The sequence below is a fragment of the Arthrobacter sp. U41 genome (genome assembly GCF_001750145.1).
Lineage (GTDB): Bacteria > Actinomycetota > Actinomycetes > Actinomycetales > Micrococcaceae > Arthrobacter.
This window is the reverse complement of the sequence record NZ_CP015732.1, coordinates 353,926-379,921: the sequence shown is the minus strand read 5'-3', so window position 1 is coordinate 379,921 and position 25,996 is coordinate 353,926. Positions and strand designations below refer to the sequence as shown.

Genomic DNA, 25,996 nt, shown 5'->3' with positions numbered 1-25,996 from the left:
AACGACAGGCGTCCTAGTTTTGCCGTACATCGACATCAACCCGCACCGCAACCGCCCAAAATGGTGGTCCTACGTTGGTCTCCTAGTCCTCGCAGTGTTGACGGTCGTCGTCGTCATTCTGGCCTTGACACCCCGATAGCTGCTGCAGCGCCGCCCAGCTCGGCACATCCGCGTAAACCGCTGGGCGCGCAAGTGGTCCGGGAAAAAACCCGAGTAGCGGGTACGCGTGTGGGCGGCCCTTCCTCTTAATAGGCTCAGGCCAAGTCCGGAACTGCCAGAGGTCTCCTGCCAGGTTCGGGGCGTCTGCCACCTCGTCTTGACGAGTGGGCAGCCACCTTGAAGTCTTGAGCTCGTCTCACGGTCAGGCCCGGTTGGCGCTGGTCATGAAGCGGGCTGATGCAGATGGTTCTGAACGAGTACGGTCTCACGGGCAACAGCACGACGACACGCACTCCCAGATCGCTGATCGCCGCGGGGCCGCTGCTGATCGCCTGCATTCTGGCCGCCTCCTTGGCGCTTCAACCGCCTGCCGGCGTGACAACAACCGCGGCCGGCCAGAGCCTTTCGGCGGCGGAATCTTCGTCACCGGAGGCAGCGGAACCATCGCCCGAGCTGCCGGTCGCCGTTCAACCTGTAGCTTCTGAACCTTCACCGGCAGCTGCTCCGGAGGCTTCCGCCGCAGGTGCAGTTTCTGAACCCCCGGCAGCGGCTCCTCCGGAGGCCGGCGTCGGCGTCGATTCCAACCTGTATGTCGTGGTCGCCGGGGACACGGTCGGCGACATCGCGTCACGCTTAGGCGTTGATGTTTACGCAATGCTTGCAGCCAACGGGCTGGGCGTTTACAGCATTATCTTGCCGGGCCAGACACTGAAGCTGTCGGGCCCGCCGGTGGCCGTACCCGCGGCGCCTCCGGCACCGGCCTTGGCGCCTGCAGCCCCGGCGGTGTCTGCGCCGGTGGCTCCCGCAGCGCGGACCATCTTCGTGGCGGGCTCGGGCGGCCAGGCCATGGTGGATAAGTGCATCGGCCCGATCCATTTCACGCCCACGGATGCCTATGCGCTGTTCATCACCGAGCACGACTTCTGCGGCGGGTGGGCGCGGTTCTCGGGGATCGGCGTCGGTGAAACCGTCGTCATCTCCGGTTACGGCACGTACACCGCGAGTGGCCGCGGACAGGTCGCCCAGGGCGCTACCACCAATGCCGTCGCTGCCGTCTTCGGGGGCTTTCCCCGGGCGATCCTGCAGACCTGCATTCCCGGCACGAACCAGATGCTGTTGATCGCGCTGAACTGAGCGGATCGATATGTGCGGATGCTTGATGGTCCGCTTGCCAATGCGTGTGCGCCTAGACTTGCGGTTGAACTAATTCAACCGAGCACCGCAGCGGTCTGCGCTGTGAGTCCCAGGGGGGACCAACATGCCCGATCCGGTGGACAACGACACAGCCAACCCTGACATGGAGGCGGAACAGCCAGCACTCCGGCGCCGGCGTGTCCGCCGCCGCGGCGAGGACCCCGACCCCCGGACAGGAACCATGCCCATCATCACGACCGACGAGGTCGACAGCCCACCAGCGCGCACAGCCCGCAGCGGCTCCTGGGCCGAGGCTGCCGCCGCAGCGGACGCGCCGGCGGCGCCGAGCCGTGCCCCGCTGGACAGCGCTCCCATCGCCTCGGTCCCGGTTGACGCGGCCTCCGCAAACCCGGACGCGCTGAATCCTTCGCGTGCGGCCGTGCCCGCCGCGCCGGAGACCGCACCCTCCGTGCCGCCAATGCCGGTCCGGTCCAGCCGGTCTGAAAGCCGCGCTGCCGCACTGGCAGCCCCCGCTCCGGACTTCATCAGCTCACCCGGGCTCTTCGTCCGCGAGCAGAAGCCCCGCCCCGTCGGCGGTTTCCGCGGAGCCCTCTACAAGATGACCGGCGGCGGGTTGAACCTCGGCCCGGGCGCCCGGCAACGGGAGGAAGACGAGCTCGGCCGGCGGATCTCCCGCCAGCTCCAGGGCAGCTACAACACTGCCGTGCTGAGCCTCAAGGGCGGCATCGGCAAGACCTCAACGACGGTCGGCGTTGGACTGACCCTGGCGGAATACCGCGGTGACCCGCCGTGCGCGATCGATGCGAACCCGGACTCCGGCGACCTTGTGGAGCGCGCCCTGGGCGAGGGCATCTACCAGCAGCAGAGCCCTCGGACCATCACAGACCTGCTCAAGAACATTGAATCCGTCGATTCGCTGACGGCTCTCGCCCGGTTCATGCACCACGCCGGCCGGCTGCACCTGATCGCCGGCGAACAGGACCCCGAGGTCTCGGACTCGCTGACCGCCGAGGAATACCTGCGGATCCGCAAGCTCATCTCCGGCTACTACTCGGTGGCCCTGACCGACTGCGGCACCGGCGTCACGCACAACGCCATGAGCGGCATCCTGCAGTCCGCGGACAACCTGATCATCGCCGCCGGTTATGCCGTCAGCGGCGCCAAGCGCGCCCGCAGCACGCTGCACTGGTTGGCCGGCCACGGCTATGAGGAACTGGCACGCAACGCCATCGTGGTGATCACGGACAAGGACGAGGTCTCCTCGCGCGTGGATAAGGACGCGATCGAGGACCACCTGTCCGGGATCTGCCGGCAGCTGATCGCCGTACCTCACGACCGCGGCGTGGCCGACGGGGACCTGGTCACCCTGGATGTGCTGCGGCCCGAAACTCGGCGCGCCTACAAGGAAATCGCGGCCGCCATCGTGGACGGGTACAAGTGACGGTATGAAGCCTTAGGGAGATAGAAGGTTCCTGTTGTGCTCCGCGCCGTCGAATATACGGTTTTCGAGACGGGGTGACCTCCATGAGGCTATCGGAAAGCGCGGGCGCTTCTGCCACAGGTCTGGTCTTGTGTAGCCGACACGGCACCTCTAGACCTGCGGGTTGCCCCGCTAATCGTTGTGGGTAGGGGCACACACGGGAAGGCGCCAAGTGCCGTGCGGTCCAGAGACGGGTACCCACTACTCGGGCGGACAGGCGATGCTGCCTCTTACGCTCAAGACATGTTGAACCTCATAGATGGCAGTCCTTGGCGGCGTCCGCGGCCCGAGCGTCCGGCCGGAGACATTCTTCACGATTTGGGTTGGACCAGCTTGTCCATCACAGCCGGACTCATCTTGCTTCCTGCGATCGGCATGAGCGCTTTGGTGCGGACCGTTTTTCCACGAAGAGTCCAAGCTGGAGAGTGCCCAGGCTGCCCAGGATGCAGCCCCAGTTGATTCCAATCGCCCGCTACCCGCGGCGTGTAGCCCTGATTCTCCGGGCTGCTGATGGAAGGCTAGCTATTCCGCGGCCCCACCGCGAAACGTAGGCCCTGACAATCCCGGTAACGGAGTCGTCAAGATAGAGGTCATCGTGCCGAAGGCTCAGCCGCGACGGGAAGATTGCGCGGGCGAGGACCCGCGGTTTGGCCCGCCACGGACTTTCCATGAGCGCGACCAGGTAGGCCGTCCCGGTGCCGTGTACAGAAGTGCGGTGGCGCCACTCCTCGCTGACGGTTCCCTGCCGTACCGGCAGATCTGCCATGCCCAGGTCGTCCAGGAACGGTTTCAGCGCCGCTGTCGACTCGAGCTCCGCGCTGAGATCAACGATGTCCTGGTGCAGGGTGGCATCAACCCGCTGGAGCAGCCCTGAATACTCTCGCTGATGGCGGGGATCGTCCATAGCCCGGAGGCTGTGTAGCGCCTGGAAGATCACGGCTGCCGGTATGGAAGGAACGTGGATGGTCCTGGTCGCCAAGACCAGGTACTGCCTGTCGCGCCAGAGCGTTTCAAAGGCTTTCTCTCGCGGGGCTTCCATCCCAGGGAACCTGTCGTGCACGTCGATATCGCAGTTCCATTGCGGGTGGTACAGCGTCCGGGAGTGCAAGTACTGGCGGACAACTGACACGCCGGATTGCCTTTCGAGCCAGCCTCTGGCGCCCAGGAGCTCCACCATCTTGTCCAGCTGATCCGGTCGTACCAGGACATCCACGTCCGCGGAGACATGATTTTCACGGAGGCCCATCATAGTGGCGGCGGGACCTTTGATGAATAACACCTGGAGGCCTGCTGATGCTGCCACGTAGTCCACGAGGGCCGTGGCCAGGAGGACGGCTTCATCCTGGTGCAGGGATTGCGCGCCTTCCATCACTGTTTCGCTTCGCTCTCGCGGGGAGACAGTTCAATCGTTCCGCTGCTGCTCAAATCGTGGATCAAGCCCATTACGTCTCCGTGGATCGCGGAGGCATCGGTACCGTAGTCGCGGGCGAGTTCTTCGATGAGCTCGGGTTCGGTCCTGATCCCGTCCAGCCCGTTCCAGACGGAGGCGGCCGTTCCGACCAGGATGACCGGTACCTCCTGCTCAAGGTTCAGGACTGCGACGCGGCCGCCGTCGGGACTTTGGACAAAGGCGACGTCCGGACCGACGCGCCACACCTGTTCCGCCATGAGACCTCCGCCGACACTAGAGAGGCCATTTTGCTTCACGCGGCGCCCTCGCAAGGCTTCATGCTACCGCGCGGCCGGCGAGTTGTTTCGCGCCGAGGACCGGCCTAGATTGAGGCATGACCAACAACGCCGAGGACGAAGCCGCCGCCCTACAGCTGCAGGACCTCCTGATGGGCACGGAGAACGTCGAGGACTTCCTCGGCCAACTCGCTGAATTCTCGGCGGCCATGCTCAGCGCCGCCGCCGGCGCCGAGATCGAATGCGGTGTGACGCTGCAGCGCCGGAAGAAGACCATGACGGTGGCGGGAAGCAGCCCCCAGGCCGTCATCCTGGACCGCATCGAGCAGGCCATCGGAGACGGCCCGTGCATCGAGGCGCTGCGGACCAAGTCCGTGGTTCTGCTGGCCGACGTCGACACCGATCCGCGCTGGCCTGCCTACCAGCAGCAGCTCGCCGCCCAGGGCGTCCGCAGCACCCTCGGAGTGCCCCTGGAAATCGGCCCGGACGCGGCCGCCGCGCTGAACTTCTTCGGCTCGGACACCGGGCTGTTCACTCCGGAGCTCATTGCCAAGGCCGCCGGCTTCGCCGACCTCGCCGGCCGCTCCCTGCGCCTGGCCGTACGGATCGGTACCGCGCAGTCCCGGGCCGACGACCTCAAGGCCGCAATGGAGCACCGCACCTCGATCGACCTGGCCTGCGGAGTCGTAATGGCCCAGAACCGCTGCACCCAGGAGGAAGCCATGGGCATCCTCACCCAGGTCTCCAGCAACCGGAACCAGAAGCTCAGAGACGTCGCCGCCGACGTCCTCCGCAACCTCACCGGCGGGGAAGTCCACACGCACTTCGATGTCTGAGACACTCGGGCTGGGCGAATCTCGGGGCAGGGCCTTTTATACGTCGACAACGATGATGCTGAGGGATGTCCGCACTTCCTGGCTGACGTCGCTGTCCAGGAAGGCTCGGAATTCAGGATCGAGGTAGGCCAGCCTCTGGAGCTCGGGGTCCTTGGAAGCCCAAGCTTTGAGCTCGGGATCGACAAAAGAATACTGTAGCCGGTCCTTTGCCTTTGCGGCGGCCTGGGCACGCGCGGACCCCTCATGTCTCAGAGCCTCACGGGCGTAGTGGCACGCCGCGCTGTAGGCCGGGTAGGGCGCAGGAGACTCCAGCCCTTCCCTCTGCCATGTATTGAAGTCCTCATCAGCTGTGACAGGACAATCGAAGGCTGCGCAAAGAACAGCCGCCCGGGCCCGCATTTGCAGTGCCAGGGGCTCGCTATCCGGAGAGGGCGCTTTGAGCGATTTCATCAGCTCATGGGCCACGGCTCGCGGCTCGGCGCCGATGATGTAGCCGGCCGAGCTGCTGGCCAGGTTGAGGGTGACGCAGAGATAAGTGAGCCGGAGGCGCAATAGCAGGCTTGCAAACTCGGGGCTTGCGAGCTTTCCGTTCCGGCCCCTCTGCCCGAGCTCGGATTGCTTCTTCCACAGCCACTCGGCGTAAGATTCCAACTCCCGCGGGTCCGTACTTCTCCGGTGCATCTTGTTCTGAAGCGCCACCTCGGCCAGCAGGTTCTTTGGGTCAAAGTCGGTGGCCCTCGCCAGAAGCATGCGGCACCTGTCCTCGGCGTCGTTGAAGTCGGTTGTCGCGATGAACTGTAGCCCGACGCTTCGCCAATCAGTTGCCCCGCACAGTCCTTCAAACCCCTGATGCCGTGTGGCGATCGTGGTGAGGATGAACGCCGCGGCCATTTTGTCCAGATGGAGATCCTCGCTGCGGGAGGCGCCGGGTTGTGCAGGAAAAAGTTCTGCGTTGTCCCCCGTGATGGTGGCGGCACCGGCTGCCCAGCCGTTCCGGGTGATCACCACGGCTAAGTGATCGTTAGGCCCCTCCGTGATGGAAACCCGCCACGGGACGGCACCAAAGATGAGCTGGACGATGGCCCTCAGCGCTGTCAATACTTTGTTGCTTGAACTGGCCGATGCCAGGCTGTCATTGAGCGCGGTGACGTCCGTACCTCGCGGAATCTCCAGCCCTCGAGGACGGGTGCCTCCGAGTTCGTTCAGGAGCGCCACCATACGGTTGGTGGCTGCCTCGCTGACTTCCCCTTTGCTGTCGCGGGCTTCGATGGAAACGCGCAGCCGGCTCGACATCCACAGGCTCAACGCGAAGGCGCCGGCCACCCCAACTCCAAGCCAGATCGCCAGCGAAGCTGCCGGCGACCAGGCGGCGGCCGTTCCACCCGGAATGCCTGACAAGGTGTAAGTGATGCCAATGGGCGCGGCAAGGATCAGCAGAAGGCCGCCGAACAGGAAGTTCCGTCCCAGCCGCAGCGAATGCTGTTTCCAAGGCAATGCTGCCGGCGGCATGCCAGGAATAAAAACGCACAGCCTCGCCAGAACTAGGAGGGCCGCTACCATCCCCAGCCCTGCCATGACCGGACTCTGCAGGGGAATGACCCATGACTTCACGAAGGCATCCCAGCCTGCGGGCAGCCCCGTCGCGGGCTCTTCCTTCGCCGCTTTCGCACCGGCCTTGGCTTGGTCCTTGAGCTGGGCGGCCCCGAGGGCGGCAACGGCATCGAGTCTTTCGGCTTCGCAGGCGATGCTGGGAGTCTTCACCTGCAGGTCCAGGGGTCCGCGGATTTTCTCAATCAGATCCAAGGCCAGTTGCGGATGATCGGCAGCGGTCAATTCCTTCGCCGCGTTGCACGAAGACTGCAGATCCTGTGGCGCCGCGGCGCCGGTGGCACCGGCGGACAGCAGGAGCAGCGAAAGGAGGGCCGCTGAGCCTCCCATGAAAGTCCACAGTCTTCGGCGTTGAGGATTGAAACTTCGCTGCAGACCGCCTGGCCTGACTCGGATCATCTGAACCGCCCCCAGTAGATTGAAATCGAGAATGGCATCAGTGTGCGCGCCTATTGCAGCCGTGGCATGAGTAATTCGGCCTGAAGTGGCCAAGAATTCCCTGAGTTCTCGGCGTGCGAAGTGCTGCTGCCGGAAGGTCACCGAACTGACCATGACCTTCGACCGCCGCGCGATGACGGCGTCCGCTGCCGTGCTATTTCACCGTTGCGCGCCTGATGTCTTGTCCGGGTGCCACTTTGGACAGGAGGGTCCGCGCGGCCATTTGGGCCATCTTCCGTGTCGCCGGTGACAAATATGCGCCCTCCCGCTGAACCAGCGCGATCGTGTCGTACAAAGGTTCGGCAAAGGGGACGGCGTGGATATTTCTCGGAAAGCCCGGCCCGCTGACGATCGCTTGGGGAACAAAAGTGTCCGCCGCTCCGGCGGCCACCAGCCCAAGGGCGGTATCGACATGCTCCACCTCGATGGCCGGTTCGATTTTCAGCCCCTTGAGGCGGGCACGCTCCAAAATCTGCCGGCGGGTGGGGTCACGCCAGCCAGCGAAGGCGTCGTAGAGCACTAGTTTGGACTCAGCGAGTTCCTCAATTGTTATGGGGCCGCGCGAGGGATTCCGGGTCGCCGACACATAAAAGACTTCGTCCCTGAAAAGCGGCCTGACCTGAAGGCCCGCTTCCGCCACCGGCAGGACGATGAGCCCGGCCTCAATTTCACCCGACGCCACGGACTCGGCCACGGTCACGGAGTTCAATCCCACCAGGTGCACCTTAACCTTGGGATACCGGCGGTGGAAGCGCTGCACCAGATCGGCAAGGTCGTAGTGGGCTCCGTACCGCAGCACTCCGAAGGTGCAGACGCCGCCTTCCAGCGACGACATGGCTTTCAGCGCCTCCACGCCGTTGTCGAATGATGTGACGGACTGCAGCGCGTGCACCTGCAACTCAACAGCCGCCGTCGTGGGGATGAGTTGCCGCCCGCCACGGATGAAGAGGCTGTGTTCCAGTTCGTGTTCGAGCCTGCTGATGAGTTCTGAGACGGAGGCCTGGCTTGTTTCCAACTTTTTTGCCGCGGCCGTGAAAGAACCAAGCTCATAGGCCGCCAGGAAAGCCCGAAGCTGCGCGAGAGTCATGGTTCCCCTAGCTATCGGAACGAAACTTGGCGGGTTTGGCGGGTTTGAGATTGGCATTGAGGCGCGGAACGATGTGGATTCTTGAAGTATTACGCCACTTGAGGCATAGGGCAACCCTGTGGCAGACACCTGTTCAGGTCCCGTTGTGCCATTACTCAGGGGCCCGTACCTTGTTGTCCATGCACATAACCGAACGTGACAGGGCCCACATTCCGGGTAACTTCCTCACCCTCAAGGGCCCGGCCATCGAGAGCGTGCCGGCCCAACGGCTTCCCGAAGTTGTGGCGACCGTATCCGCGATGCTCGGTGACATCGAGACCAACGGGATGGACGCGGTCCTCAAGTACGCCCGGGAGCTGGACGGATGGCAGGGTGCGAGTCTTGAGATCGGCAAGAACGAGCTGGCAAAGACCGGTGATTCGCTCTCCCCCGAACTGCGGGAGGCCCTGATGGCCAGTGCCGAGCGGACCAGGCTGTTCGCGGTTGAGCAACGCGAACACCTCACCGATTTTGAAGTTGAACTCATCCCCGGAGTCTTCACCGGACAAAAGTACGTTCCGGTGGCACGGGTCGGAGCCTATCTTCCGGCGGGCCGGTTTCCGATTCTTGCCAGCGCCTTCATGACCGTGGGAGTCGCCAAGGCCGCGGGCGTCCGCAACGTCCTGGCCTGCACACCACCAACCGCTTCGGGCGGCGGGAACGCCGCAGTGTTGTACGCCGCATACCTGGCCGGCGTGGACAGGGCGTTCGCCCTCGGCGGCGTGCAGGCCATGGCCGCCATGGCCTTCGGACTGCTGGGGGAGCAGCCGGCCGACATCCTGGTCGGTGCCGGAAACGCCTACGTCACAGAGGCCAAACGCCAGCTGTTCGGACGCGTCGGCATCGACCTCCTGGCGGGCCCCTCCGAGGTCGCCGTGATCGCCGATGACTCTGCCGACGCCGAAATTGTGGCCGCTGATCTCCTCGGCCAGGCCGAACATGGCCCGCAGTCACCGGCGTCGCTTGTGACCACTTCGCACCAGCTTGGGGAAGAGGTCATCCGGCACATCGACAAGCAGCTGCGGACATTGGCCACACGGGACATTGCCGGCCCGGCCTGGCGGGACTACGGCACCGTCTACGTGGCCGAGGACCGGGAAACGGCCGTGCAGATCATGGACCTGCTGGCACCGGAGCACCTGGAAATTCAGACCTCGGACGATTCCTACTACCACGAGAACCTGCAGAACTACGGCTCCATCTTCCTGGGACCGTGGTCCACGGTGGCGTACTCGGACAAGGGTTCCTCCGGCACAAACCATGTGCTGCCCACCGGCGGGGGCGCCCGGTCATCGGCAGGGCTCTCCGTCGCCCGGTTCCTCAAACCCCTCACCTTCCAGCGCGTCGAAAAAAGTGCGACTCCGCGTCTGGCAAATTACGTCACCACCATCTCCGACACCGAGGGAATGGCGGCCCACAAGGCCACCGCCAGTCTCCGGCTCGACCGCTTCAACCGATAGAAATCCATCCCTAGCAAAAGGCGCCTCATCATGAAAACAAAAATCCTCCGCAAGCGTTTCGCTGCATTGGTGCCCATGGGCGTTGCAGTGGCCCTCGCCATGACCGCCTGTGGCTCAACAAGCGGCGGGGGCGGGGCCACCGGCGGCGGTGAGCAGAAGACCATCACGATCGCAACCTCCAACGATGCTCCCTTCTCCTTCACCGACCAGGCCACCGGCGAGCTCAAAGGCATCGACGGCGAGATGATCAACGCCATCGCCGAGGCAAAGGGCTGGAAGATCAAGGTCTTCACCTCCGAGTATGCGACGCTGATCGCGGCGCTCAACGCCAAGAAGGCCGACGCGATCGTCGATGCCATGTACATCACCGAGGACCGGAAGAAGCAGATCAACTTCACCGACCCGTGGTACACCGAAGGCGAAGCCATGGTGGTCCCGGCCGATTCAACGCTGGCATCACGCGACGATGTAAAGGGCAAGGTTCTCGGCGCACAGACCGGCACCGTGTTCAAGGACCTCGTTGACAGCCTTGGCGGCAGCCAGGTCAAGCTGTTCGACTCGCAGGCTGCCCTGCTCGCGGCTGTGGAAAACAAGCAGGTTGATGCGGTCTTCACCGACAGTGCCGTGATCGGCTACAGCCTCGTCCAGAAACCGAACCCCAAGCTGAAGCTCGTCTCACCCTACGAGCCGTTCTACCCGGGCATCATCGGAGCCGGCGTGCGGAAAGACGATACGCAGCTGCTGCAGGACCTGAACTCCGGGCTGGCGGACCTGAAGAAGACCCCCAAGTACCTCGAGATCCTCAAGAAGTACGGGCTGGGCGAAGCCAACATGTCCAAATAGGTTCCAGCTTCCATGCAGGGCCGGCGGGTGTCCGCTTATTGATCGCGGTGCCCGCCAGCCCCTGCCCGACCCGAACTTAGGGATTCTCAGTGGACTTTATTACCAACACCCTGGCGGTGTTCCCGGCACTCCTGCAGGCCGTGCCCGTCGTCGTTCAACTCGCGCTCGGCGCCATGGCCATCGCCCTCGTGCTGGGGCTGCTGGTGGCGCTGGCGCGCATTTCCTCGAGCAAAATCCTCCGGGGCATTGCCACGGTCTACCTGGAGGTCATCCGCGGCACTCCGCTGCTCGTGCAGTTGGTCTACATCTTCTTCGTGCTTCCCAGCATCGGCGTGAGCATCGAACCTGTGCCGGCCGGCATCCTGGGCCTGGGCCTGAACTACGCTGCCTATCTGTCCGAGGTCTTTCGCTCCGCAATCCTCTCCGTGGAGCACGGCCAGACAGAAGCCGCACTGTCCCTGGGGTACACGCCCAGCAAGACCCTGTGGAAGGTGGTCATTCCCCAGTCCTTCGTGGTCTCCATGGGGCCGATCGGCAACTACTTCATTGCCATGATCAAGGACACCGCCCTGACTTCGGTGATCGCGGTGACCGAGATCCTGAAGACCGCCAACATCCTCAACAGCCAGACATTCCAGACCACTGCCATCTATACCGCAGCGGCCATTCTCTACTTGATCATCAGCCTTCCACTCTCGCGCGTTGTGGTTGTGCTTGAACGAAAGGCACGGGCCAGTGGCTGACGAGACCATTATTGACGTCCGCGACGTCCACAAGACCTTCGTCTCCGAGTCGAAGCCGACCTTGTGGAAAAGGCTCACCGGCAAGCCCCATGTGCAGAAAAGGGTGGAAGTACTCAAAGGCGTGGACCTTGTGGTCCACCGCGGCGAAACGATTGCCATCCTGGGCTCCAGCGGATCCGGCAAAAGCACCCTGCTGCGCTGCATCAACAAGCTCGAGACCATCGACGCCGGCCGCATCTACGTCAACGGCCACCTGATCGGCTACGACGAACGCGACGGGGAGCTGATCGCGGAGAAGGCTTCAGTCACGGCGCAGAAGCGAACCGACATCGGCTTCGTCTTCCAGCACTTCAATCTGTTCCTGAACAAAACGGCCCTGGGGAACGTCATGGCGCCGCTGCGCGACGTCAAAAAGATGTCTGCGGCCGAGGCCAAGGCTGTTGCTGTCCCCAACCTCGAAATGGTGGGCCTGGGGGACAAGATGGAGAACTACCCCAGCAAGCTCTCCGGCGGCCAGAAGCAGCGGGTGGCCATTGCCCGGGCCCTTGCCATGAATCCCAGTGTCATGCTCTTCGATGAGCCGACTTCCGCATTGGATCCGGAGCTTGTGGGCGAGGTTCTTGCGGTCATCAAAAAGATCGCCCAGCAGGGAACCACGATGGTGATCGTCACCCATGAGATGCAGTTCGCGCGGGATATCGCTGACCGCATCGTCGTCATGGACCAGGGGGTCATTGTGGAAGAGGGGCCGCCCAGCCGTATTTTCACTGCACCGCAGCATCCGAAGACGCAGGCGCTGCTGAGCCGCTCGGGGATCCTTCCGGGGTGAGTTTGAGCGCCCCGGCGCGCCGCCCGCCCTAGGATGAAGGGGATGACCACCACACGCCCCGCCGCCTTCAGCCTCCGCAGCATCGCCGTTCCCGCCTTCGGCCCGGCCCTGTTGTTCAGCATCGGCGAGGGTGCCATCCTGCCCGTGGTGGCACTGTCCGCCCGCGGCCTCGGCGCCTCGGTGGCCGTCGCCGCCCTGGTGGTCACGCTGATCGGCCTCGGCTCCTGGTTCTTCAACCTCCCGGCCTCGCTCATCACGCTGAAGTTCGGTGAGCGCTGGGCCATCGTCGGCGCCGCGGCGGCCAGCGCCGCCGCCCTCGCCGCCGCGGCCCTGGCGCCGCTGCTGCCCGGCGGGCTCTGGCTGCTCGCTGGTGCGATGCTCGTCGTCGGGATGGCCGCGAGCGTCTTCAGCCTGGCCCGGCAGAAATACCTGACCGAGGCGGTACCGGTGATCCTCCGGGCGCGGGCGCTGTCCACGCTCGGCGGCGTCAACCGGATCGGCGTCTTCATCGGGCCCTTCATCGGCGCGGCCGTGATGCAGTTCGCCGGCATCACCGGCGCCTACTGGGTCGGCGTCGTCGCCATGGTGGCGGCCGCGGCCCTATCGGTGACCATCCCGGACCTCGTGGCCAAACCCGCGCCCGACGACGGCGTCCCCGTTCCGCAGGCGACCCTGCGCAGCGTCGCCGTCTCCCACGCCGGGGTCTTCCTGAGCGTCGGCATGGGCGTGCTGCTGCTCAGCGCGCTGCGCGCGTCCCGGCAGGTGGTGATCCCGCTCTGGGCCGAACACCTCGGGATGGACGCGACGCAGGCCTCGCTGATCTACGGGCTCTCCGGCGCCATCGACATGCTGGTCTTCTATCCGGCCGGCCGGCTGATGGACCGCAAGGGCCGGCAATGGGTGGCCATTCCCTCGACCCTCATCATGGGCGCGGCGATGCTGCTGATCCCGCTCAGCACCGGCTTCGTGGGCCTGCTGCTCGGGGCGCTGCTGATCGGCTTCGGCAACGGCATTAGCTCGGGCCTGAACATGACCCTGGGGGCCGACTTCTCACCCGACAACGGCCGCGGCCAGTTCCTGGGGATCTGGCGGTTCATGGCCGACGCCGGGGCCACCGGCGGGCCGGTTCTGCTCTCAGCCGTGACCGCCGTGGCCTCGCTCGGGGCCGGGGTGGCCGCCACCGGAGTCCTCGGGTTCGCGGCCGCCGCGGTCTTCGCCGTCACGATCCCGCGGCTGAAGCTCCGGCGCAACTACTGACGGATCCGGCACCCGCTTTGCGATCTCTTTGACCACGAAAGCCGCGTCCCGGTCCACGCCGCCGATCAGGCCCGAGGTGAGGGCGTACTGGAAGGGCATGCCGACGAAGTAGAGCCCGGGCATCCCGGGGACGGCGCCCCTGATCGTTTCCGGCCAGCCCGACGCCGCCAGTTCCAGCCCGTCGATCCAGTCCAGGTCCGGGCGGTAGCCGGTGGCCCAGATGACGGTCCGCACCCTGGCGGGGCCCCCGCCGTCGAACGTGCCGCCGGCGGGGCTGCCGCCGTCGAAAGCGGGCTGGCCGTCCGCGGTGCCGGTGAGTCGCGGCACCCGGACCACCCCGGCGCGGTCCAGGTCCTTCGTGGAGATCCGGATCAGGGGTGCGCCGCGCTGGTGGAAGCTCGCCGCGACCTTGCGCCCGACCGGGGTGCGCAGCGTCAGGACCGAATGGATGAACCGCCAGTAGGCCCCGCCGGCGTAGCGGAGCACCGGGTCGGGGATGTGTGGGGTGGGCCGGCCCGACAGGAGCACCCGGTGGCTGGCCGCGAGCTCGAGGGCGATTTCCGAGCCGGAGGTTCCGGCGCCGACCACCAGCACGTCGCCGTCGGGGATGTCGGCCGGGCTGCGGTACTGGGAGGTGTGGAGCTGGTGGATGGCGGGGTTCTGCCCGGCGGCGGCGTCCGGAATGCGGGGGATTGCGTTGGCTCCGGTGGCCACGATGACGTTGCGCGCCCGCACGGTGCCGGCCGGGGTGTCGAGGGTGAAGCCCGCGCCGGACCGGGTGAGGCCCTCCCCGCGGACGCCCGTCCGGATCGGCAGGCTGAAGCGGGCCGCGTAGCTTTCGAGGTAGTCGGCGAACTCCTCCTTGCCGGGGAAGGTGTTCCTTGTCCCCGGGAAGGGCAGGCCGGGGAGGTTGTCGTGCTGGGCGGGGGTGAACAGTTGGAGGGAGTCCCAGCGGCGGCGCCAGACGTCGCCCACCCGGGGGGCGCTCTCGAGGATCTCGAATCGCAGCCTCGTCCGGGCGAGGTGGTAGCCGGCGGCGAGGCCGGACTGTCCCGCGCCGATCACCAGGGCATCAAGCTGCTGGCTGTTCTGGTTCATGGTCGGCTCCTTGCTGAGAGCATCCTTTTCCTTACTCACTAGAATACCGTTCTAGTGAGTGGAGCGATAGTCTAATTTTATGGAGAAAACGACGCGCCGGACGATCCAGGCGGCCGGCACCCGGGACGCCATTATCGAGGCGGCCGGCCGGCTGTTCGCCGCCGACGGGTACGTCCGCACCACCATCGACGGGATCGCCGCGGAGGCCGGGGTGGCTGTCCAGACGGTCTACAACTCGGTGGGGAACAAGGCCGCGCTGCTCTCGGCCGTGCTGGACAGTGCCGCGGCGGGGCCCGGGGCGCAGTCCGGCGTGCTGGACTTCATGCGGGAGCGCACCCGGCAGGCCGCCGACTTCGATGCGCTGATCAACATGCTGGCGGACTGGTTTGTGGTGGTTCATCCGCGCACCGCCGGGATCACCGCCGTCATTGCCCAGGCCGCAGCCGTGGATGAATCGGCGGCGCAGCTGGAGAAGGACCGCGGGCAGCAGCGGCTGAAGCGCTACGAGGAGGCCGCCGCCGCCGTGCGGGCGCGCGGCGGGCTCAGTTCCGGAATGTCCGATGCCGAGGGGGCCGCTGCCATCTGGTCGCTCGGCCATCCCCGGGTTTACCGGGAGCTGGTGCAGGACGCCGGCTGGTCCGTGCCGGCCTACCGGGCGTGGATCGCCAAGGCGCTGGCCGCGGCGCTCGCGTAGGGCGAGGGCCGGCGTGGGTAGAAAATGATTCCTATGAGGATAGAACTGCTCCACATCGACGGGTGCCCCAACACCGCTCAAGCACAGGAGCGTCTGGAATCTGCGCTGACCGCCCTGGGACACGGCGACCTTCCGGTGAATTTGCGGCTCCTGGAGTCCGCGTCGGAGATCGCAGGCACCGGATTCGCGGGTTCCCCCACGATCACCGTCAACGGGGCCGACATCTTCCCGGCCGGCGCGCCCGCAGGCGACCTGGCCTGCCGGATCTACGAGACGCCGGACGGACTGGCGGGCCTGCCCACCCTCAACCAGATAACCGCAGCGCTCAAGCACCACGGACTCTGACGCCACCGCCAGCTGCTCCTGCCGTGTCAGCGCTGCGGCACGGCGCCGCCCGAGCGCTGGATCGCCGCGGCAAAGACCGGCAGGGCCCGCCGGAGCATGTCCTCGGACGCGGTGAGCGAGATCCGGAAATAGCCCGGGGTCTCGAACAGCGTGCCCGGCAGCACAAAAACGTCCTGGGCCTCGAGGGCGGCGGTGAACTGCTCGTCGTCGTCGGCCGGGGTGCGGACGAACAGGTAGAACGAGCCCTCCGGCAGCGGCAGCTGGTAGCCCATCCCGGTCAGCGCCTCCACCATCAGGTCCCGTTTGCGCTGCAGCTCCCCGACGTCGATCGAGAACTGTTCCAGCCGCGGCAGCGCATGCTGCAGCAGGGCGTTCGGGTAGATCCAGCCCATCGCCATCTGCAGGGCGCTGATCGCCTCCCGCAGCGGGCCGCGGTCCGGCATGGTGGGCGGCAGGGCCAGGTAGCCGATCCGCTGCCCGGGCGCCAGATGGGTTTTGCCGTACGAGTAGGCCAGCAGCGTGTACGGATAGTATTCGGCCGGGCTGTGGAACCGGGCGCCGTCGTAGGTGATCCGGTTGTAGGCCTCGTCGGAGAGCAGGTAAACGCGCCGCCCGTTGCTGCGCGAGGCCCCTTCGAGCATGTCGGCCAGGTCCTTCAGCAGCGCGGGCGGGTAGATCCGGCCGGTCGGATTGTTCGGCGTGTTCACGATCACCACCCGGGTGCGCGGCGTGATGGCCGCCCCCAGTGCCGCCAGGTCGACGTCGAACGTCTCGGCGTCGCAGCGGATCTTGACCGGCACCAGCCCGGCCTCGATCGACAGCAGTTCATAGAAGAACCAGGGCGGCAGGGTGAAGATGACCTCGTCCCCGGGGTCCGCGACCGCCTTCAGTGCCAGCGGGATCGCGGTGAAGCCGCCCGTGGTGAGGTGGACGTCCGCCGGTTCGAAGGGCATGCCCAGCAGGCGCTGCAGGGACGCCGCCGCCGCGGCCTGCGCCTCCGGCTCGTTGGTCTTGTAGGCAAACCACCGCTCGTTCCGGGGCGTCAGCGCGTCCGCGAGGGCCTCGACGTATGCCGCGGGCGGCATCTGGTGCGGGTTGCCCAGGGCCAGGTCGCAGATCCCCGGCTCGTGCTGGCGCCGGGCGTAGACCGAGTCGCGGAGGAAGGTGTTGATCCGCTGTTGCGACGGGACGGACGCGAGTGTGGTGGCGCGCCGTGAAACCGGAGAATCAGTGCTCATGACAGTCCTCGAGAGGTGGCAGCTTGACCGTATGGACGGGGACAACGCGCTGCTGAGCCAGTGGCTGTGCGGGACTAATTCTGGCCCTCGGCGGGCCGGATGTAAACGGCGTACGGGCGGGCGGTTCAGCGGCCGTATTAGGATCTGGCCATGGGAGACGGACAGAACGACAGGACATTCTTTGACAGGCTCCGGGTCGTCGGCCAGCAGGGGGAGGTGCTGGCCTTTATGCGAAACCTGAGGCTGGAGACCCAGAAAAAGGCCCCGCCCGAAAGAGCCGCCATGGTGAAGGATCAGTACGAGCGCGAGCGGGCACGCGTGCTTCAGTGGCTGAGAAGGACCGACAGTCCGGGCTGGTGGGACGGCGCCAGCGAACAGGACGTTTTCGACGTTTTCGGGGTCTCCTCCACCTGGAAGGACGATTCTGCTGCGGCCGCCGCGGCCGACCGGCGGATCCGCCAGGGGATCCGGCACAAGTACGGAGTCAATGCCGTGGCGCTGGACACCACGCCTCCCAGGGATGCCGAGGCACGCTGATGCCGGCCGGATCCGGGAGCGTGAATCCGGTCATCCCTGCCGCCTGGGAGGCCATGGTTATTGTTGCGGTCGCCTTTATTGCCGCACTGTTCATCGGCGCGCTGATCAGCATCGCCCGGAGCAGGAACCACACGCCGGCCGGCGCCGCGCTCTGGGTCCTGGCCGTGGCGGCGCTGCCGGTTCTCGGGCCGGTGCTCTGGTTCCTCACGGGACGGACGCCGTCGCGGCCAGGACGGCCGGGTTCCCCCTGACGGCCCGGGGCAGGGCGGGCTGACCTGTTGGAGCTCCTGTGTCACGGCTCAGCGGCGGGGTGCGCTCCGCCGTCGTGCCGCATGCCCGAACAGCCACACGCCGGTGACCGTGGCGAGGTAGCCGGCGATGACGATCAGCGCGGTTCCGGCCCAGAAATAGTGCGTGGTGCCGTCCGCCAGGCCCGCTCCGGACGCAACGCTCAGCAGCGAAAAGGCGGCCACCGCGGCGGCGGCGAGCCCTGCCAATAGCGGCAGCAACAGCCACAGCCGTGCGGAGGCCCAGTGTGCCCCGTAGCCGTCCCAGACGTTCCAGCGCGGGCCCTTGCGGATGATCAGCCAGCCCGCCGGCAGCATAAACACCGCCACGACCAGGAACGCCGCGACGACGTCGGCGGGCCGGTGCCACTGGTTGATCAGGGTGGACACGCCGGTGGCGACGGCGAAGCTGCCGCCCAGGAAACCGGCCAGCGGCCGCCAGCGCGGGGAGACCATCAGGAACACCGCCGCCGCGGCCGAGGCCGCCAGGGTGGTGTGTCCGGAGGGCAGCGAGTTCAGCACCAGCGTCTCGACTCCGCGGTAGGGCCGGACCGGGACGATGTCCTTCAGGATCTGGGTGGCCACGTTGGCGCCCACACAGGCCGCCACGGCGATCCCCGCGGCCGTCCAGCGCCGCTTCAGCACGGTGACCACCAGGACCACAATCGTGGCGATCAGCAGCGACACTGCGGGCAGCCAGTCCAGGAGCTTGTTGGCGGCCTTGCCGGCGGTGCCGTGGATTTCGACGGCCTCCACGAGGGCCGATTCGTCGATGAACTGGCCCGTGGTGGTGCGGACAAAGAAGTAGTAGGTCGCCGCCAGCGCGGCCATGCTGCCGAGGGTGGCCAGCGCGAACAGGAACCCGGTGCCGCGGCCCTGGCGGCCGGCGTCGTCCGGGGCACGGTCAGGGAGAGGCTGCGGGTATTCCGGAGCCGGGGGTGTGCTGGTGCGCTGCTGCCGAAAACTCATCAGTATCAGGTTCCCACAGAACCCTGCGAACTCTCTGGGGGCATCCGGCTGGGGGCATCCGGCGGGCAGATCAGGGCGGATGCCGGGAGCGCATTCACCCTGATCTGCCCGGCGGGCGGCCGCTCCGCCCGCGGCGCGGGTAGTGTTTTGCCCATGGACACCGCGGCGCAGCATCCGGACCCAGCCTTCCCCCGCTTCCATCCGCGGCCCGCGCAAGGCTGGATCAACGACCCCAACGGCCTGAGCTACATCGGCGGCCGCTACCACGTGTTCTTCCAGTACAACCCGGACTCGGCCCGGCACCGGAGCATCTGCTGGGGGCACCTGAGTTCCCCCGACCTGGTCCGCTGGGACGAGGAACCGGTGGCGCTGACGCCCCAGCCCGGCGGCCCCGACGCGCTCGGCTGCTGGTCCGGGGTCGTGACCGACGACGGCGGCGTCCCCACCGCCGCGTACTCCGGCGTCGACACCGTGGGCGGCCACTCCCGCGTGGTCCTGGCCCGGTCGGACAAGTCCCTGCGCAGCTGGACCCAGGACGGGCACGCCGCGGCCGAGGTTCCCCCGGACCCGCAGATCACGGCCGTCCGGGACCCGTTCCTCTTCAGCTTCCAGGGCCGCCGCTTCGCGCTGCAGGGCGCCGGGCTCGCCTCCGGCCACGCCGCCGTGCTGCTCTACAGCGTGGAGGACCTGCAGCGGTGGCGGTACGAGGGGATCTGGTGCAGCACCGAGGACCCGCTCGCTGCCCGGCACCTGCCCGCCGAGATCTGGGAGTGCCCGCAGCTGGTCCGCGTCCCGGATTCCTCCGGGGCCGAAACCTGGGTGCTGATGGCCTCGCTCTGGCTCGCCGCGGATGAGCATGACCACCCCAACGGCGTCGGCTACCTGCTCGGCTCGCTGGTGCCGAACGGCTCCGGGCTGCCGGTGTTCACCCCGGCGTCGGGCGGGAAGGCCGACCTGGGGCGGGATTTCTACGCCCCGCAGCTCCTTGCGCTGCCGGACCGGGCGCTGCTCTGGGGCTGGTCCGGTGAGCCGGAGGCCGGCGAGGACCGTCCCGGCCGCAGCCAGGATCAGATCGACGCCGCCGGCTGGGCCGGGATCCTGACCTTCCCGCGGCAGCTGTCCGTGCACGGCGGGGTCCTCGCGGTCGAGCCTGCCCCCGAACTCGTTGCGTACCGCGGCGACCGGCTGCACCACGGCGCCGCGGGCACGTTCACTGTTCCGCCGGAGTCGGAGGTCCGGGTCGCCGGGGGAGAGGGCACCCTGCGGCTGGTCCTGGTCTCGGCCGGCCAGCGGCGGACCGTGTTTGCGGACACCGTTGCCGGCGGCGATGAGCTGCGGATCTTCGTTGATGCCTCGATCGTGGAGGTCTACCGCCACGGCTCGGTGCCCACGACCCTGCGCGCCTACCCCGGCCCCGGCGAGGAGTGGCAGCTCGAACTGCCGCACGGCGCCGCGGCGGACGTCTGGCAGCTCAGGCACCCGGACCGGGCGGAAGCCTAGGAGCCTGGGTTGAGCCTGCGGGCAGCGCGGGCCGCGTGAGCGGAGCGGGCGGGCGCGTCACCGGCACCCCCGCGCCGGACATGCCCCGCCCCTGCGCCCAGCAGCGGACATAATCCCAGCATGTCTACTCCTGGGCGCGCTGACGGGGCATGTCCGCAACGTTCGGCAGGCCGCGGGCGGGACATGCCCAGTCCTCCGGAGCCCGGGTGGGTGAATAGCGCGGGCATGTCACAGGAGCCGAGCGCCAGACCCGATATGCGAGGATGTTTCGGTGACTTCTCCCGCCCCCGCCCCGCTCCGCAGCTCAAGCGGCCGCCGGCACGTGGGGCTGGCTGCCCTGGTCTTCCCTGTGATAATCGGGATGGCCGCGTGTTCGACGCCTGCCCCGACGGTGTCTTCCAGTTCCGCCGGTTCGGCAGGCGCGGCTAGCGTCACGCCGGCACCGGATGGCCAGGCAACTCCCGCCGTCTCGCCGTCCGGTGCCGCCGCTCCGTCCGCCTTCTCACAATCCGTAACCGCAGCCCTGCAGGCCCTGCTGGCGTCCTCGCCGCAGCCCAGCACGGCGCAGGTCCGCGAAAGCCTTACCGCTGCGGGGTTCGCCCCGGCGGCGGTGGAGGTCTCGGCGTCGCGCACCCCCACCGGACTGGCCGCCGACGCCGTCGAGGTCGGGATCCTGGGCGACAACGAATGTGTGATGGCGCAGCTCCGGGCCGGAACTGTGGCAACGTCGGTCCTGCCGGTTCTTCCGAACGGGCGATGCTTCGTCGGCAGCGTCCAGCGGTAGACAAGGAGTGGCATGTCGAAGGTACTGAACCGCCGCGCCGGGACTGCGCAGGAAACCCGCCCCGCCCGTCGAAACCCCACCCGCCGGGGGCGCTCGCTGATGGCCGTCCAGGTTATCGGCGAACTGCTGATCACCCTCGGCATGATTGCCGTCCTCTTCGTCGCCTGGCAGCTGTGGTGGACAAACGTCGAGGCGGACGCGGCCCAGGGGGCTGCCGTGAAGCAGTTCGTCCAGGAGCACCAGGCGCCCGGCACGAACGACCCGTCCGCCACGGGTACGGGTAATCCCGCGGACCCTGCGGCCGTGCCGGTCGGCACCGCACCCGCCCACGGCGAGGCGATCGGCGTCGTCTACATCCCCCGCTTCGGCGAGAACTACAGCCGGCCGATCATCGAGGGCACCAGCAGCGATGTCATCGACACCCTGGGCCTGGGCCGTTACGCGGACACGGCGATGCCCGGAGCCGTGGGGAACTTTGTGGTCGCAGGCCACCGCCAGACGCACGGCGCGGTCCTGGACAACATCCACACCCTCGTGCCCGGCGACAAAATCTACGTCCAGACCGCCGACGGGTTCTACACCTACGTCTTCCGGAACCAGGAGATCGTCCTGCCGGACCGGACCGACGTGATCGCGCCGGTCCCGGCCCAGCCCGGCGCCGTGCCGGAGCAGCGGCTCCTGACCATGACCAGCTGCAATCCCCGCTTTGGGTCCGAGGAACGCATCATCGCCTACTCGGCGTTCGATTCCTGGCAGCCGCTCAGCGCCGGGGCCCCGGAGCCCATCGCGAAGCAGCTCGCCGCGCTGCAGGGAAAGGGATAGACCGTGTACGTATGGCTTTTTCGTCAGCTTCCCGGGCCGCTCTGGCTCAGGATCCTTCTCTCGGCGCTGATCCTGGCGGGGGTGCTGTTTGTGCTGGTCGAGGTCGTGTTCCCCTGGCTGGCCGACGTCACCAACCTGACCGACGCAACCGTCGGCTTCCCGATGGTGGGCTGACCGGTGCCGTCGAGCCAGCCGGCGCAGCTCCCGGCGCTGGAGGAACTCCTCGCCGGCGCGCACGTGGTGAGCCTGCCGATGCGGGTGAAGTTCCGCGGCATCCTCCAGCGCGAGGCCCTGCTGCTGGAAGGCCCGCTGGGCTGGGGGGAATTCTGCCCCTTCCCGGAGTACGGCGACCCGGAAGCCTCCCGCTGGCTCGCCGCCGCCATCGAGGCCGGCTGGCAGGGCTTCCCGGAGCCGCTGCGTTCGCTGATTCCGGTGAACGCCACCATCCCCGCCATCGCCGCGGACCGGGTCCCGGAGATCCTGGCCCGCTTCGGCAGGGTGGACGCGGTCAAGATCAAGGTGGCCGAGCCCGGGCAGAGCCTCGAGGACGACGCCGCCCGCGTCGCCGCGGTCCGTGCGGCGCTGCCGGACGCCGCGATCCGGGTGGACGCGAACGGCGGCTGGGACGTCCCTACCGCCGTCGCGGCACTGACCCGGCTCGCCGCCGTCGGGCTCGAATACGCCGAACAGCCGGTGCCGGACATCGCCGGCCTCGCCGAGGTCCGCCGCCGGCTGCGCGCCGCCGGGACACCGGTGCTGATCGCCGCGGACGAAAGCGTGCGCAAGGAGGACGACCCGCTCAAGGTGGCCCGCGCCGGCGCCGCGGACCTGATCGTTGTGAAGGTGGCACCGCTCGGGGGAGTGAGGCGCGCCCTGGACATCGTGGCGCAGGCCGGGCTCCCCGCCGTCGTCAGCTCCGCGTTGGACACCTCGGTGGGGATCCGCGCCGGACTGGCGCTCGCCGCCGCGCTGCCCGAGCTGCCGTATGCCTGCGGGCTGGGCACCGTGTCCCTGCTCGCCGCCGATGTTACGCGGGACTCCCTGGTCCCCGACGACGGCGCCATCCGGGTCCGCGAGGTGGCCGCGGATCCGGAGCTGCTGGCCGAATATGCGGCCTCACCGGAGCGCCGCGACTGGTGGCTGGAGCGGCTGCGCCGGGTCCACGCGGTGCTGGCTGCGGGCCGCTGACGTGCGTGGTTGATAGTAAAGTGGACGCGGATGCGGCGAAGTGGCCGACGAAAATAGCTTTGGAGCGGACGATTCGTGATGACCTCGGTACCCCGGCAAGTTGACGAGCTGGCCCAGGCCCAGCCTGCGGAGGACCCTGGGGTGACCCGGAAAGACGGGCTGCTCCGGATCGTGCAGGGCCTGCGGCGGGTGGACACGGGCACCTATGCGCTGCGCATCCGCCTGGCCGAGAAGCTGGGGATCGGCACGATCGACATCAACGCGATGGCCTTCGTGGGCGAGGTGGACGGCCTCACCCCCAGGGACCTGGGCAAGGCGCTGAACATCACCACCGGGTCGATCACCGCGATGGTGGACCGGCTGGAATCCAAGGGCTTTATGGTGCGCAAGCCCAACCCCACGGACCGGCGCAGCGTGCTGCTGCACCTGAGCCCGGAAGGCACCGACGCGATGCAGTGGGCCAACGACCATTTCGCCGCAGCCGCCGCGGCCCTGCTCCAGGGTTCCTCCGCTGAGAGCATCGTGGACATCGCCGAATTCCTCGAGGGCATCGGCCAGCGGCTGATGGCCGCCGCCAGCGCCCCGGAACCCAGCGCCCCGGAAGACACGGACAGCTAAACGCCCACTTCCCCCCGGACGCTCCCGCACGTTTGGCGGGTTCCGGGAGGACGCTCCCGCACGTTTGGCGGCTTCCGGACCGACGCTCCCTCACGTTTGGCGCCCCGGGAGTTCATCCGGACTTCACGTGAGAGTCGACTCCGCGTCGTCCGCGGCTGGAACGGTGGGGAGGCCCCCAAACCACCCCGTGGAAGGTCTCTCCATGTCTGTCTCCTCCGGACGCAAGTTCTCCCTGCTCCCGATGCTCGGCCATACCAAAGGCAAGCGAAGCGCCGTCACCTGCGCGCTCAAGTGCGACAACGCCTGCACCGGCGAGGTCTGCAACACCAGCTCCAACAGCTACTTCCGCGACATCGCCTCCGCCACGATGTCCCGCCGCGCCGCCCTCGGCTTCGGCGCCGCCGGTGCGCTCGCCGTCGCGTTCGGCGGATCCCTGGCCTCAGCGGAGTCCGCAGCGGCCGGCGGTCCCGGACTGTCCGCGGCAGCCAAGAATGGCTACGGCGCCTCCAAGCTGCAGTTCACGGCCATCGCCCCGGTGGATGCCGCCGTCGACGCCGTCACCGTCCCGGCAGGCTTCACCTGGCAGCCCGTGATCCGCTGGGGTGACCCGATGTTCAACGATGCCCCGGACTTCGACCTCGGCAACCAGAGCGCCGCCGCCCAGGCCCGGCAGTTCGGCTACAACAACGACTACACGGACATCCTCGAGATCCCCGGCAGCAAGGGCCGCCGCGCGGTGCTCTTCGCCAACCACGAATACACCAACGAGACCATCATGTTCCCGGCCTCGATGCCCGCCGCCGACGTCCGGGAGATCGGCGCCGCCGCGCACGGGCTCTCCGTCGTCGAGCTCGAGCGCCAGAACAAGAACGCACCGTGGTCCTACGTCAAGGGCGCCAAGCTGAACCGCCGCTACCTCAACGACACCGCCTACGAGCTCACCGGTCCGGCGGCCGGCTCGGCGCTGGTCCGCACGGCGGCGGACCCTTCCGGCCGCACCATCCTCGGCACGCTCGGCAACTGCGCCGGCGGCACCACCCCCTGGGGCACCATCCTCTCCGGCGAGGAAAACTTCAACGGGTACTTCGCCGCGCCCGGCCTCTCGGCCGAGGACAAACGCTACGGCCTCACCAGCAAGCCCACGGCCCGCGGCTGGGAACTCGATGACCCGCGCTTCGACACCCGCAATCCCGACTTCGCCAACGAGGCCAACCGCTTCGGCTGGATCGTGGAGGTCGACCCCTTCGATCCGACGTCGACCCCGAAGAAACACTCCTCACTGGGCCGCTTCAAGCACGAGGGCGCCAACGTGATCGTGGCCGAGTCCGGCCATGTGGTGGCCTACTCGGGCGACGACGAGCGCTTCGACTACCTCTACAAGTTCGTCTCGAAGGAGAAGTACCGCGAGGGCGACCGCAAGCACAACATGACCCTGCTCTCCGCCGGCGACCTCTACGTGGCCCGCTTCACCGGCAGTTCACCGGCCTTCGAGATCACCGGCACCGGTGCAGTCCCGGCCGACGGCGGCTTCGACGGCACCGGCGAATGGCTGCCCCTGGTGGTCGGCGGGAAGTCGGCCGTGCCCGGGATGTCCGTCGAGGAGGTGCTGGTGTACACCCGCCTGGCTGCGGACAAGGTCGGCCCCACCAAGATGGACCGCTGCGAGGACGTTGAGCCCAGCCTGCACACGGGCAAGGTCTACGTCGCCTGCACCAACAACTCGGATCGCGGCAAGATCGGCAAGGAAGGCGCCACCGAGGTCAACCCCCGCAAAGCCAACCGCGACGGCCACATCGTGGAAATCACCGAGACCGGCGACCAGACCTCCACGGCGTTCACCTGGAACCTGCTGATGGTCTGCGGCGATCCCGCCTCCGGGGACGTGACGTACTTCTCCGGCTTCCCGGTGGACCAGGTCTCGCCGATCTCCTGCCCGGACAACCTCGCGTTCGACTCGGTCGGCAACCTCTGGATCTCCACCGACGGCGCACCCTCCGGCATCGGCAAGGCCGACGGGCTGTTCAAGGTCACCCTGGACGGCGCCGAGCGCGGCCGCGTGGAGCAGTTCCTCGCCGTCCCGCGCGACGGTGAAACCTGCGGGCCCATCATCCACGACGAGGAACGCACCGTGTTCGTCTCCGTGCAGCACCCGGGCGAGGACGGCACCTTCGACGCGCAGCTGTCCTTCTTCCCGGACTACGTTCCGTCCGGTACGACGCCGGCCCGGGGCCAGGCCCGCGCTCCGCGCCCCTCGGTGGTCCAGGTCTTCCGCACCGACGCCTGACCCCACCCCTCC

General features: G+C 67.4%; 25 protein-coding genes and 1 pseudogene. 19 read left to right on the top strand and 7 right to left on the bottom strand.

What is annotated here, in order from left to right; all coding sequences use genetic code 11:
• The first annotated feature begins 402 nt into the window (after positions 1–402).
• Positions 403–1,293 (top strand): LysM peptidoglycan-binding domain-containing protein, encoded by an 891-nt coding sequence (locus tag ASPU41_RS01825; RefSeq protein ID WP_442856261.1) that lies wholly within the window; start codon positions 403–405, stop codon positions 1,291–1,293.
• 124 nt (positions 1,294–1,417) lie between these two features.
• Positions 1,418–2,755 (top strand): MinD/ParA family ATP-binding protein, encoded by a 1,338-nt coding sequence (locus ASPU41_RS01820; RefSeq protein ID WP_069949462.1) that lies wholly within the window; start codon positions 1,418–1,420, stop codon positions 2,753–2,755.
• Positions 2,756–3,266: 511 nt separating this feature from the next.
• Here ASPU41_RS01820 and ASPU41_RS01815 read toward each other — a convergent pair.
• A complete protein-coding gene (locus tag ASPU41_RS01815) occupies positions 3,267–4,163 on the bottom strand; it encodes a nucleotidyltransferase family protein (protein ID WP_069949461.1) in 897 nt (298 codons plus the stop codon).
• Positions 4,163–4,462, bottom strand: coding sequence for a PqqD family protein (locus ASPU41_RS01810; RefSeq protein ID WP_069949460.1), 300 nt, complete (start codon positions 4,460–4,462; stop codon positions 4,163–4,165). The genes ASPU41_RS01815 and ASPU41_RS01810 overlap by 1 nt, the downstream gene beginning before the upstream one ends.
• A gap of 116 nt (positions 4,463–4,578) precedes the next feature.
• On the opposite strand from ASPU41_RS01810, the gene ASPU41_RS01805 reads away from it, so the two are divergent.
• Entirely contained in the window at positions 4,579–5,316 is a 738-nt protein-coding gene (locus ASPU41_RS01805; RefSeq protein WP_069949459.1) for a GAF and ANTAR domain-containing protein, read from the top strand.
• A gap of 36 nt (positions 5,317–5,352) precedes the next feature.
• Here the strand turns inward: ASPU41_RS01805 and ASPU41_RS01800 are convergent, their stop codons facing one another.
• Both ASPU41_RS01800 and ASPU41_RS01795 read right to left on the bottom strand, forming a co-directional pair.
• Entirely contained in the window at positions 5,353–7,464 is a 2,112-nt protein-coding gene (locus ASPU41_RS01800; RefSeq protein WP_157356897.1) for a hypothetical protein, read from the bottom strand.
• Positions 7,465–7,516: 52 nt separating this feature from the next.
• The gene (locus ASPU41_RS01795) at positions 7,517–8,449 is read right to left on the bottom strand and encodes a LysR family transcriptional regulator (RefSeq protein WP_069949457.1); all 933 of its coding nucleotides are present in this window, start codon (positions 8,447–8,449) and stop codon (positions 7,517–7,519) included.
• Positions 8,450–8,628: 179 nt separating this feature from the next.
• On the opposite strand from ASPU41_RS01795, the gene hisD reads away from it, so the two are divergent.
• The 5 genes from hisD (at position 8,629) to ASPU41_RS23190 (ending at position 13,620) form a co-directional block, all read left to right on the top strand.
• The gene (gene hisD / locus ASPU41_RS01790; RefSeq protein ID WP_069949456.1) at positions 8,629–9,948 is read left to right on the top strand and encodes a histidinol dehydrogenase; all 1,320 of its coding nucleotides are present in this window, start codon (positions 8,629–8,631) and stop codon (positions 9,946–9,948) included.
• Positions 9,949–9,978: 30 nt separating this feature from the next.
• A complete protein-coding gene (locus ASPU41_RS01785) occupies positions 9,979–10,791 on the top strand; it encodes an ABC transporter substrate-binding protein (protein ID WP_069949455.1) in 813 nt (270 codons plus the stop codon).
• 89 nt (positions 10,792–10,880) lie between these two features.
• Positions 10,881–11,534, top strand: coding sequence for an amino acid ABC transporter permease (locus ASPU41_RS01780; protein ID WP_069949454.1), 654 nt, complete (start codon positions 10,881–10,883; stop codon positions 11,532–11,534).
• Complete coding sequence (locus ASPU41_RS01775) at positions 11,527–12,363, top strand: amino acid ABC transporter ATP-binding protein (RefSeq protein WP_269450068.1); 837 nt, start codon at positions 11,527–11,529, stop codon at positions 12,361–12,363. Before ASPU41_RS01780 ends, ASPU41_RS01775 begins: the two co-directional genes overlap by 8 nt.
• Positions 12,364–12,405: 42 nt before the next feature.
• Positions 12,406–13,620, top strand: a complete 1,215-nt coding sequence (locus ASPU41_RS23190) for an MFS transporter (protein WP_069949453.1) — start codon at positions 12,406–12,408, stop codon at positions 13,618–13,620.
• A 567-nt stretch (positions 13,621–14,187) separates the two neighbouring features.
• On the opposite strand, the pseudogene ASPU41_RS23830 reads toward ASPU41_RS23190, so the two are convergent.
• Positions 14,188–14,718, bottom strand: a pseudogene (locus ASPU41_RS23830) (flavin-containing monooxygenase); the annotation flags it as partial.
• A gap of 79 nt (positions 14,719–14,797) precedes the next feature.
• On the opposite strand from ASPU41_RS23830, the gene ASPU41_RS01765 reads away from it, so the two are divergent.
• Together ASPU41_RS01765 and ASPU41_RS01760 are read left to right on the top strand one after the other, a co-directional pair.
• On the top strand, positions 14,798–15,412 hold the full coding sequence (locus ASPU41_RS01765) for a TetR/AcrR family transcriptional regulator (protein ID WP_069949452.1): 615 nt from the start codon (positions 14,798–14,800) through the stop codon (positions 15,410–15,412).
• 33 nt (positions 15,413–15,445) lie between these two features.
• Positions 15,446–15,757: an alkylmercury lyase gene (locus ASPU41_RS01760; protein ID WP_069949451.1), complete on the top strand. Its 312-nt coding sequence runs from the start codon at positions 15,446–15,448 to the stop codon at positions 15,755–15,757.
• Between the two features lie 26 nt (positions 15,758–15,783).
• Here ASPU41_RS01760 and ASPU41_RS01755 read toward each other — a convergent pair whose 3' ends face one another.
• Entirely contained in the window at positions 15,784–16,995 is a 1,212-nt protein-coding gene (locus tag ASPU41_RS01755) for an aminotransferase class I/II-fold pyridoxal phosphate-dependent enzyme (RefSeq protein ID WP_069949450.1), read from the bottom strand.
• 150 nt (positions 16,996–17,145) lie between these two features.
• Between ASPU41_RS01755 and ASPU41_RS01750 the strand changes: the two genes are divergently transcribed.
• Together ASPU41_RS01750 and ASPU41_RS01745 are read left to right on the top strand one after the other, a co-directional pair.
• Positions 17,146–17,532 (top strand): hypothetical protein, encoded by a 387-nt coding sequence (locus ASPU41_RS01750; protein WP_069949449.1) that lies wholly within the window; start codon positions 17,146–17,148, stop codon positions 17,530–17,532.
• Positions 17,532–17,783 carry a PLDc N-terminal domain-containing protein gene (locus ASPU41_RS01745; protein ID WP_083266300.1) on the top strand — a complete coding sequence of 84 codons (252 nt, stop codon included), beginning with the start codon at positions 17,532–17,534 and terminating at the stop codon, positions 17,781–17,783. Before ASPU41_RS01750 ends, ASPU41_RS01745 begins: the two co-directional genes overlap by 1 nt.
• A 48-nt stretch (positions 17,784–17,831) precedes the next feature.
• On the opposite strand, the gene ASPU41_RS01740 is transcribed toward ASPU41_RS01745, so the two are convergent.
• Positions 17,832–18,788, bottom strand: coding sequence for a phosphatase PAP2 family protein (locus tag ASPU41_RS01740; RefSeq protein WP_069949448.1), 957 nt, complete (start codon positions 18,786–18,788; stop codon positions 17,832–17,834).
• Positions 18,789–18,941: 153 nt separating this feature from the next.
• On the opposite strand from ASPU41_RS01740, the gene ASPU41_RS01735 reads away from it, so the two are divergent.
• From ASPU41_RS01735 to ASPU41_RS01710, 7 genes are all read left to right on the top strand, one after another.
• Complete coding sequence (locus tag ASPU41_RS01735) at positions 18,942–20,288, top strand: glycoside hydrolase family 32 protein (RefSeq protein ID WP_069949447.1); 1,347 nt, start codon at positions 18,942–18,944, stop codon at positions 20,286–20,288.
• Positions 20,289–20,559: 271 nt separating this feature from the next.
• Complete coding sequence (locus tag ASPU41_RS23185) at positions 20,560–21,072, top strand: DUF6993 domain-containing protein (RefSeq protein WP_231941135.1); 513 nt, start codon at positions 20,560–20,562, stop codon at positions 21,070–21,072.
• Positions 21,073–21,084: 12 nt separating this feature from the next.
• Entirely contained in the window at positions 21,085–21,894 is an 810-nt protein-coding gene (locus ASPU41_RS01725; protein WP_069949446.1) for a class E sortase, read from the top strand.
• A gap of 3 nt (positions 21,895–21,897) precedes the next feature.
• A complete protein-coding gene (locus tag ASPU41_RS22945) occupies positions 21,898–22,068 on the top strand; it encodes a hypothetical protein (protein WP_197515728.1) in 171 nt (56 codons plus the stop codon).
• A 78-nt stretch (positions 22,069–22,146) separates the two neighbouring features.
• Positions 22,147–23,082 (top strand): o-succinylbenzoate synthase, encoded by a 936-nt coding sequence (locus tag ASPU41_RS01720; protein ID WP_231941436.1) that lies wholly within the window; start codon positions 22,147–22,149, stop codon positions 23,080–23,082.
• A gap of 78 nt (positions 23,083–23,160) precedes the next feature.
• Entirely contained in the window at positions 23,161–23,700 is a 540-nt protein-coding gene (locus ASPU41_RS01715) for a MarR family winged helix-turn-helix transcriptional regulator (protein WP_069949444.1), read from the top strand.
• A 202-nt stretch (positions 23,701–23,902) separates the two neighbouring features.
• Positions 23,903–25,984, top strand: coding sequence for a PhoX family protein (locus tag ASPU41_RS01710; RefSeq protein WP_069949443.1), 2,082 nt, complete (start codon positions 23,903–23,905; stop codon positions 25,982–25,984).
• The last annotated feature ends 12 nt before the right edge of the window (positions 25,985–25,996 follow it).

Coding starts and splice junctions, on each gene's coding strand:
- ASPU41_RS01815 (WP_069949461.1), bottom strand. CDS start 4,163: ATGGAAGGCGCGCAATCCCTGCACCAGGATGAAGCCGTCCTCCTGGCC.
- ASPU41_RS01810 (WP_069949460.1), bottom strand. CDS start 4,462: ATGGCGGAACAGGTGTGGCGCGTCGGTCCGGACGTCGCCTTTGTCCAA.
- ASPU41_RS01735 (WP_069949447.1), top strand. CDS start 18,942: ATGGACACCGCGGCGCAGCATCCGGACCCAGCCTTCCCCCGCTTCCAT.
- ASPU41_RS01725 (WP_069949446.1), top strand. CDS start 21,085: ATGTCGAAGGTACTGAACCGCCGCGCCGGGACTGCGCAGGAAACCCGC.
- ASPU41_RS01820 (WP_069949462.1), top strand. CDS start 1,418: ATGCCCGATCCGGTGGACAACGACACAGCCAACCCTGACATGGAGGCG.
- ASPU41_RS01750 (WP_069949449.1), top strand. CDS start 17,146: ATGGGAGACGGACAGAACGACAGGACATTCTTTGACAGGCTCCGGGTC.
- ASPU41_RS01765 (WP_069949452.1), top strand. CDS start 14,798: ATGGAGAAAACGACGCGCCGGACGATCCAGGCGGCCGGCACCCGGGAC.
- ASPU41_RS01795 (WP_069949457.1), bottom strand. CDS start 8,449: ATGACTCTCGCGCAGCTTCGGGCTTTCCTGGCGGCCTATGAGCTTGGT.
- ASPU41_RS01785 (WP_069949455.1), top strand. CDS start 9,979: ATGAAAACAAAAATCCTCCGCAAGCGTTTCGCTGCATTGGTGCCCATG.
- ASPU41_RS01740 (WP_069949448.1), bottom strand. CDS start 18,788: ATGAGTTTTCGGCAGCAGCGCACCAGCACACCCCCGGCTCCGGAATAC.
- ASPU41_RS23190 (WP_069949453.1), top strand. CDS start 12,406: ATGACCACCACACGCCCCGCCGCCTTCAGCCTCCGCAGCATCGCCGTT.
- ASPU41_RS01760 (WP_069949451.1), top strand. CDS start 15,446: ATGAGGATAGAACTGCTCCACATCGACGGGTGCCCCAACACCGCTCAA.
- ASPU41_RS01715 (WP_069949444.1), top strand. CDS start 23,161: ATGACCTCGGTACCCCGGCAAGTTGACGAGCTGGCCCAGGCCCAGCCT.
- ASPU41_RS01710 (WP_069949443.1), top strand. CDS start 23,903: ATGTCTGTCTCCTCCGGACGCAAGTTCTCCCTGCTCCCGATGCTCGGC.
- ASPU41_RS01825 (WP_442856261.1), top strand. CDS start 403: ATGGTTCTGAACGAGTACGGTCTCACGGGCAACAGCACGACGACACGC.
- ASPU41_RS01720 (WP_231941436.1), top strand. CDS start 22,147: ATGCGGGTGAAGTTCCGCGGCATCCTCCAGCGCGAGGCCCTGCTGCTG.
- ASPU41_RS01805 (WP_069949459.1), top strand. CDS start 4,579: ATGACCAACAACGCCGAGGACGAAGCCGCCGCCCTACAGCTGCAGGAC.
- ASPU41_RS01745 (WP_083266300.1), top strand. CDS start 17,532: ATGCCGGCCGGATCCGGGAGCGTGAATCCGGTCATCCCTGCCGCCTGG.
- ASPU41_RS01755 (WP_069949450.1), bottom strand. CDS start 16,995: ATGAGCACTGATTCTCCGGTTTCACGGCGCGCCACCACACTCGCGTCC.
- hisD (WP_069949456.1), top strand. CDS start 8,629: ATGCACATAACCGAACGTGACAGGGCCCACATTCCGGGTAACTTCCTC.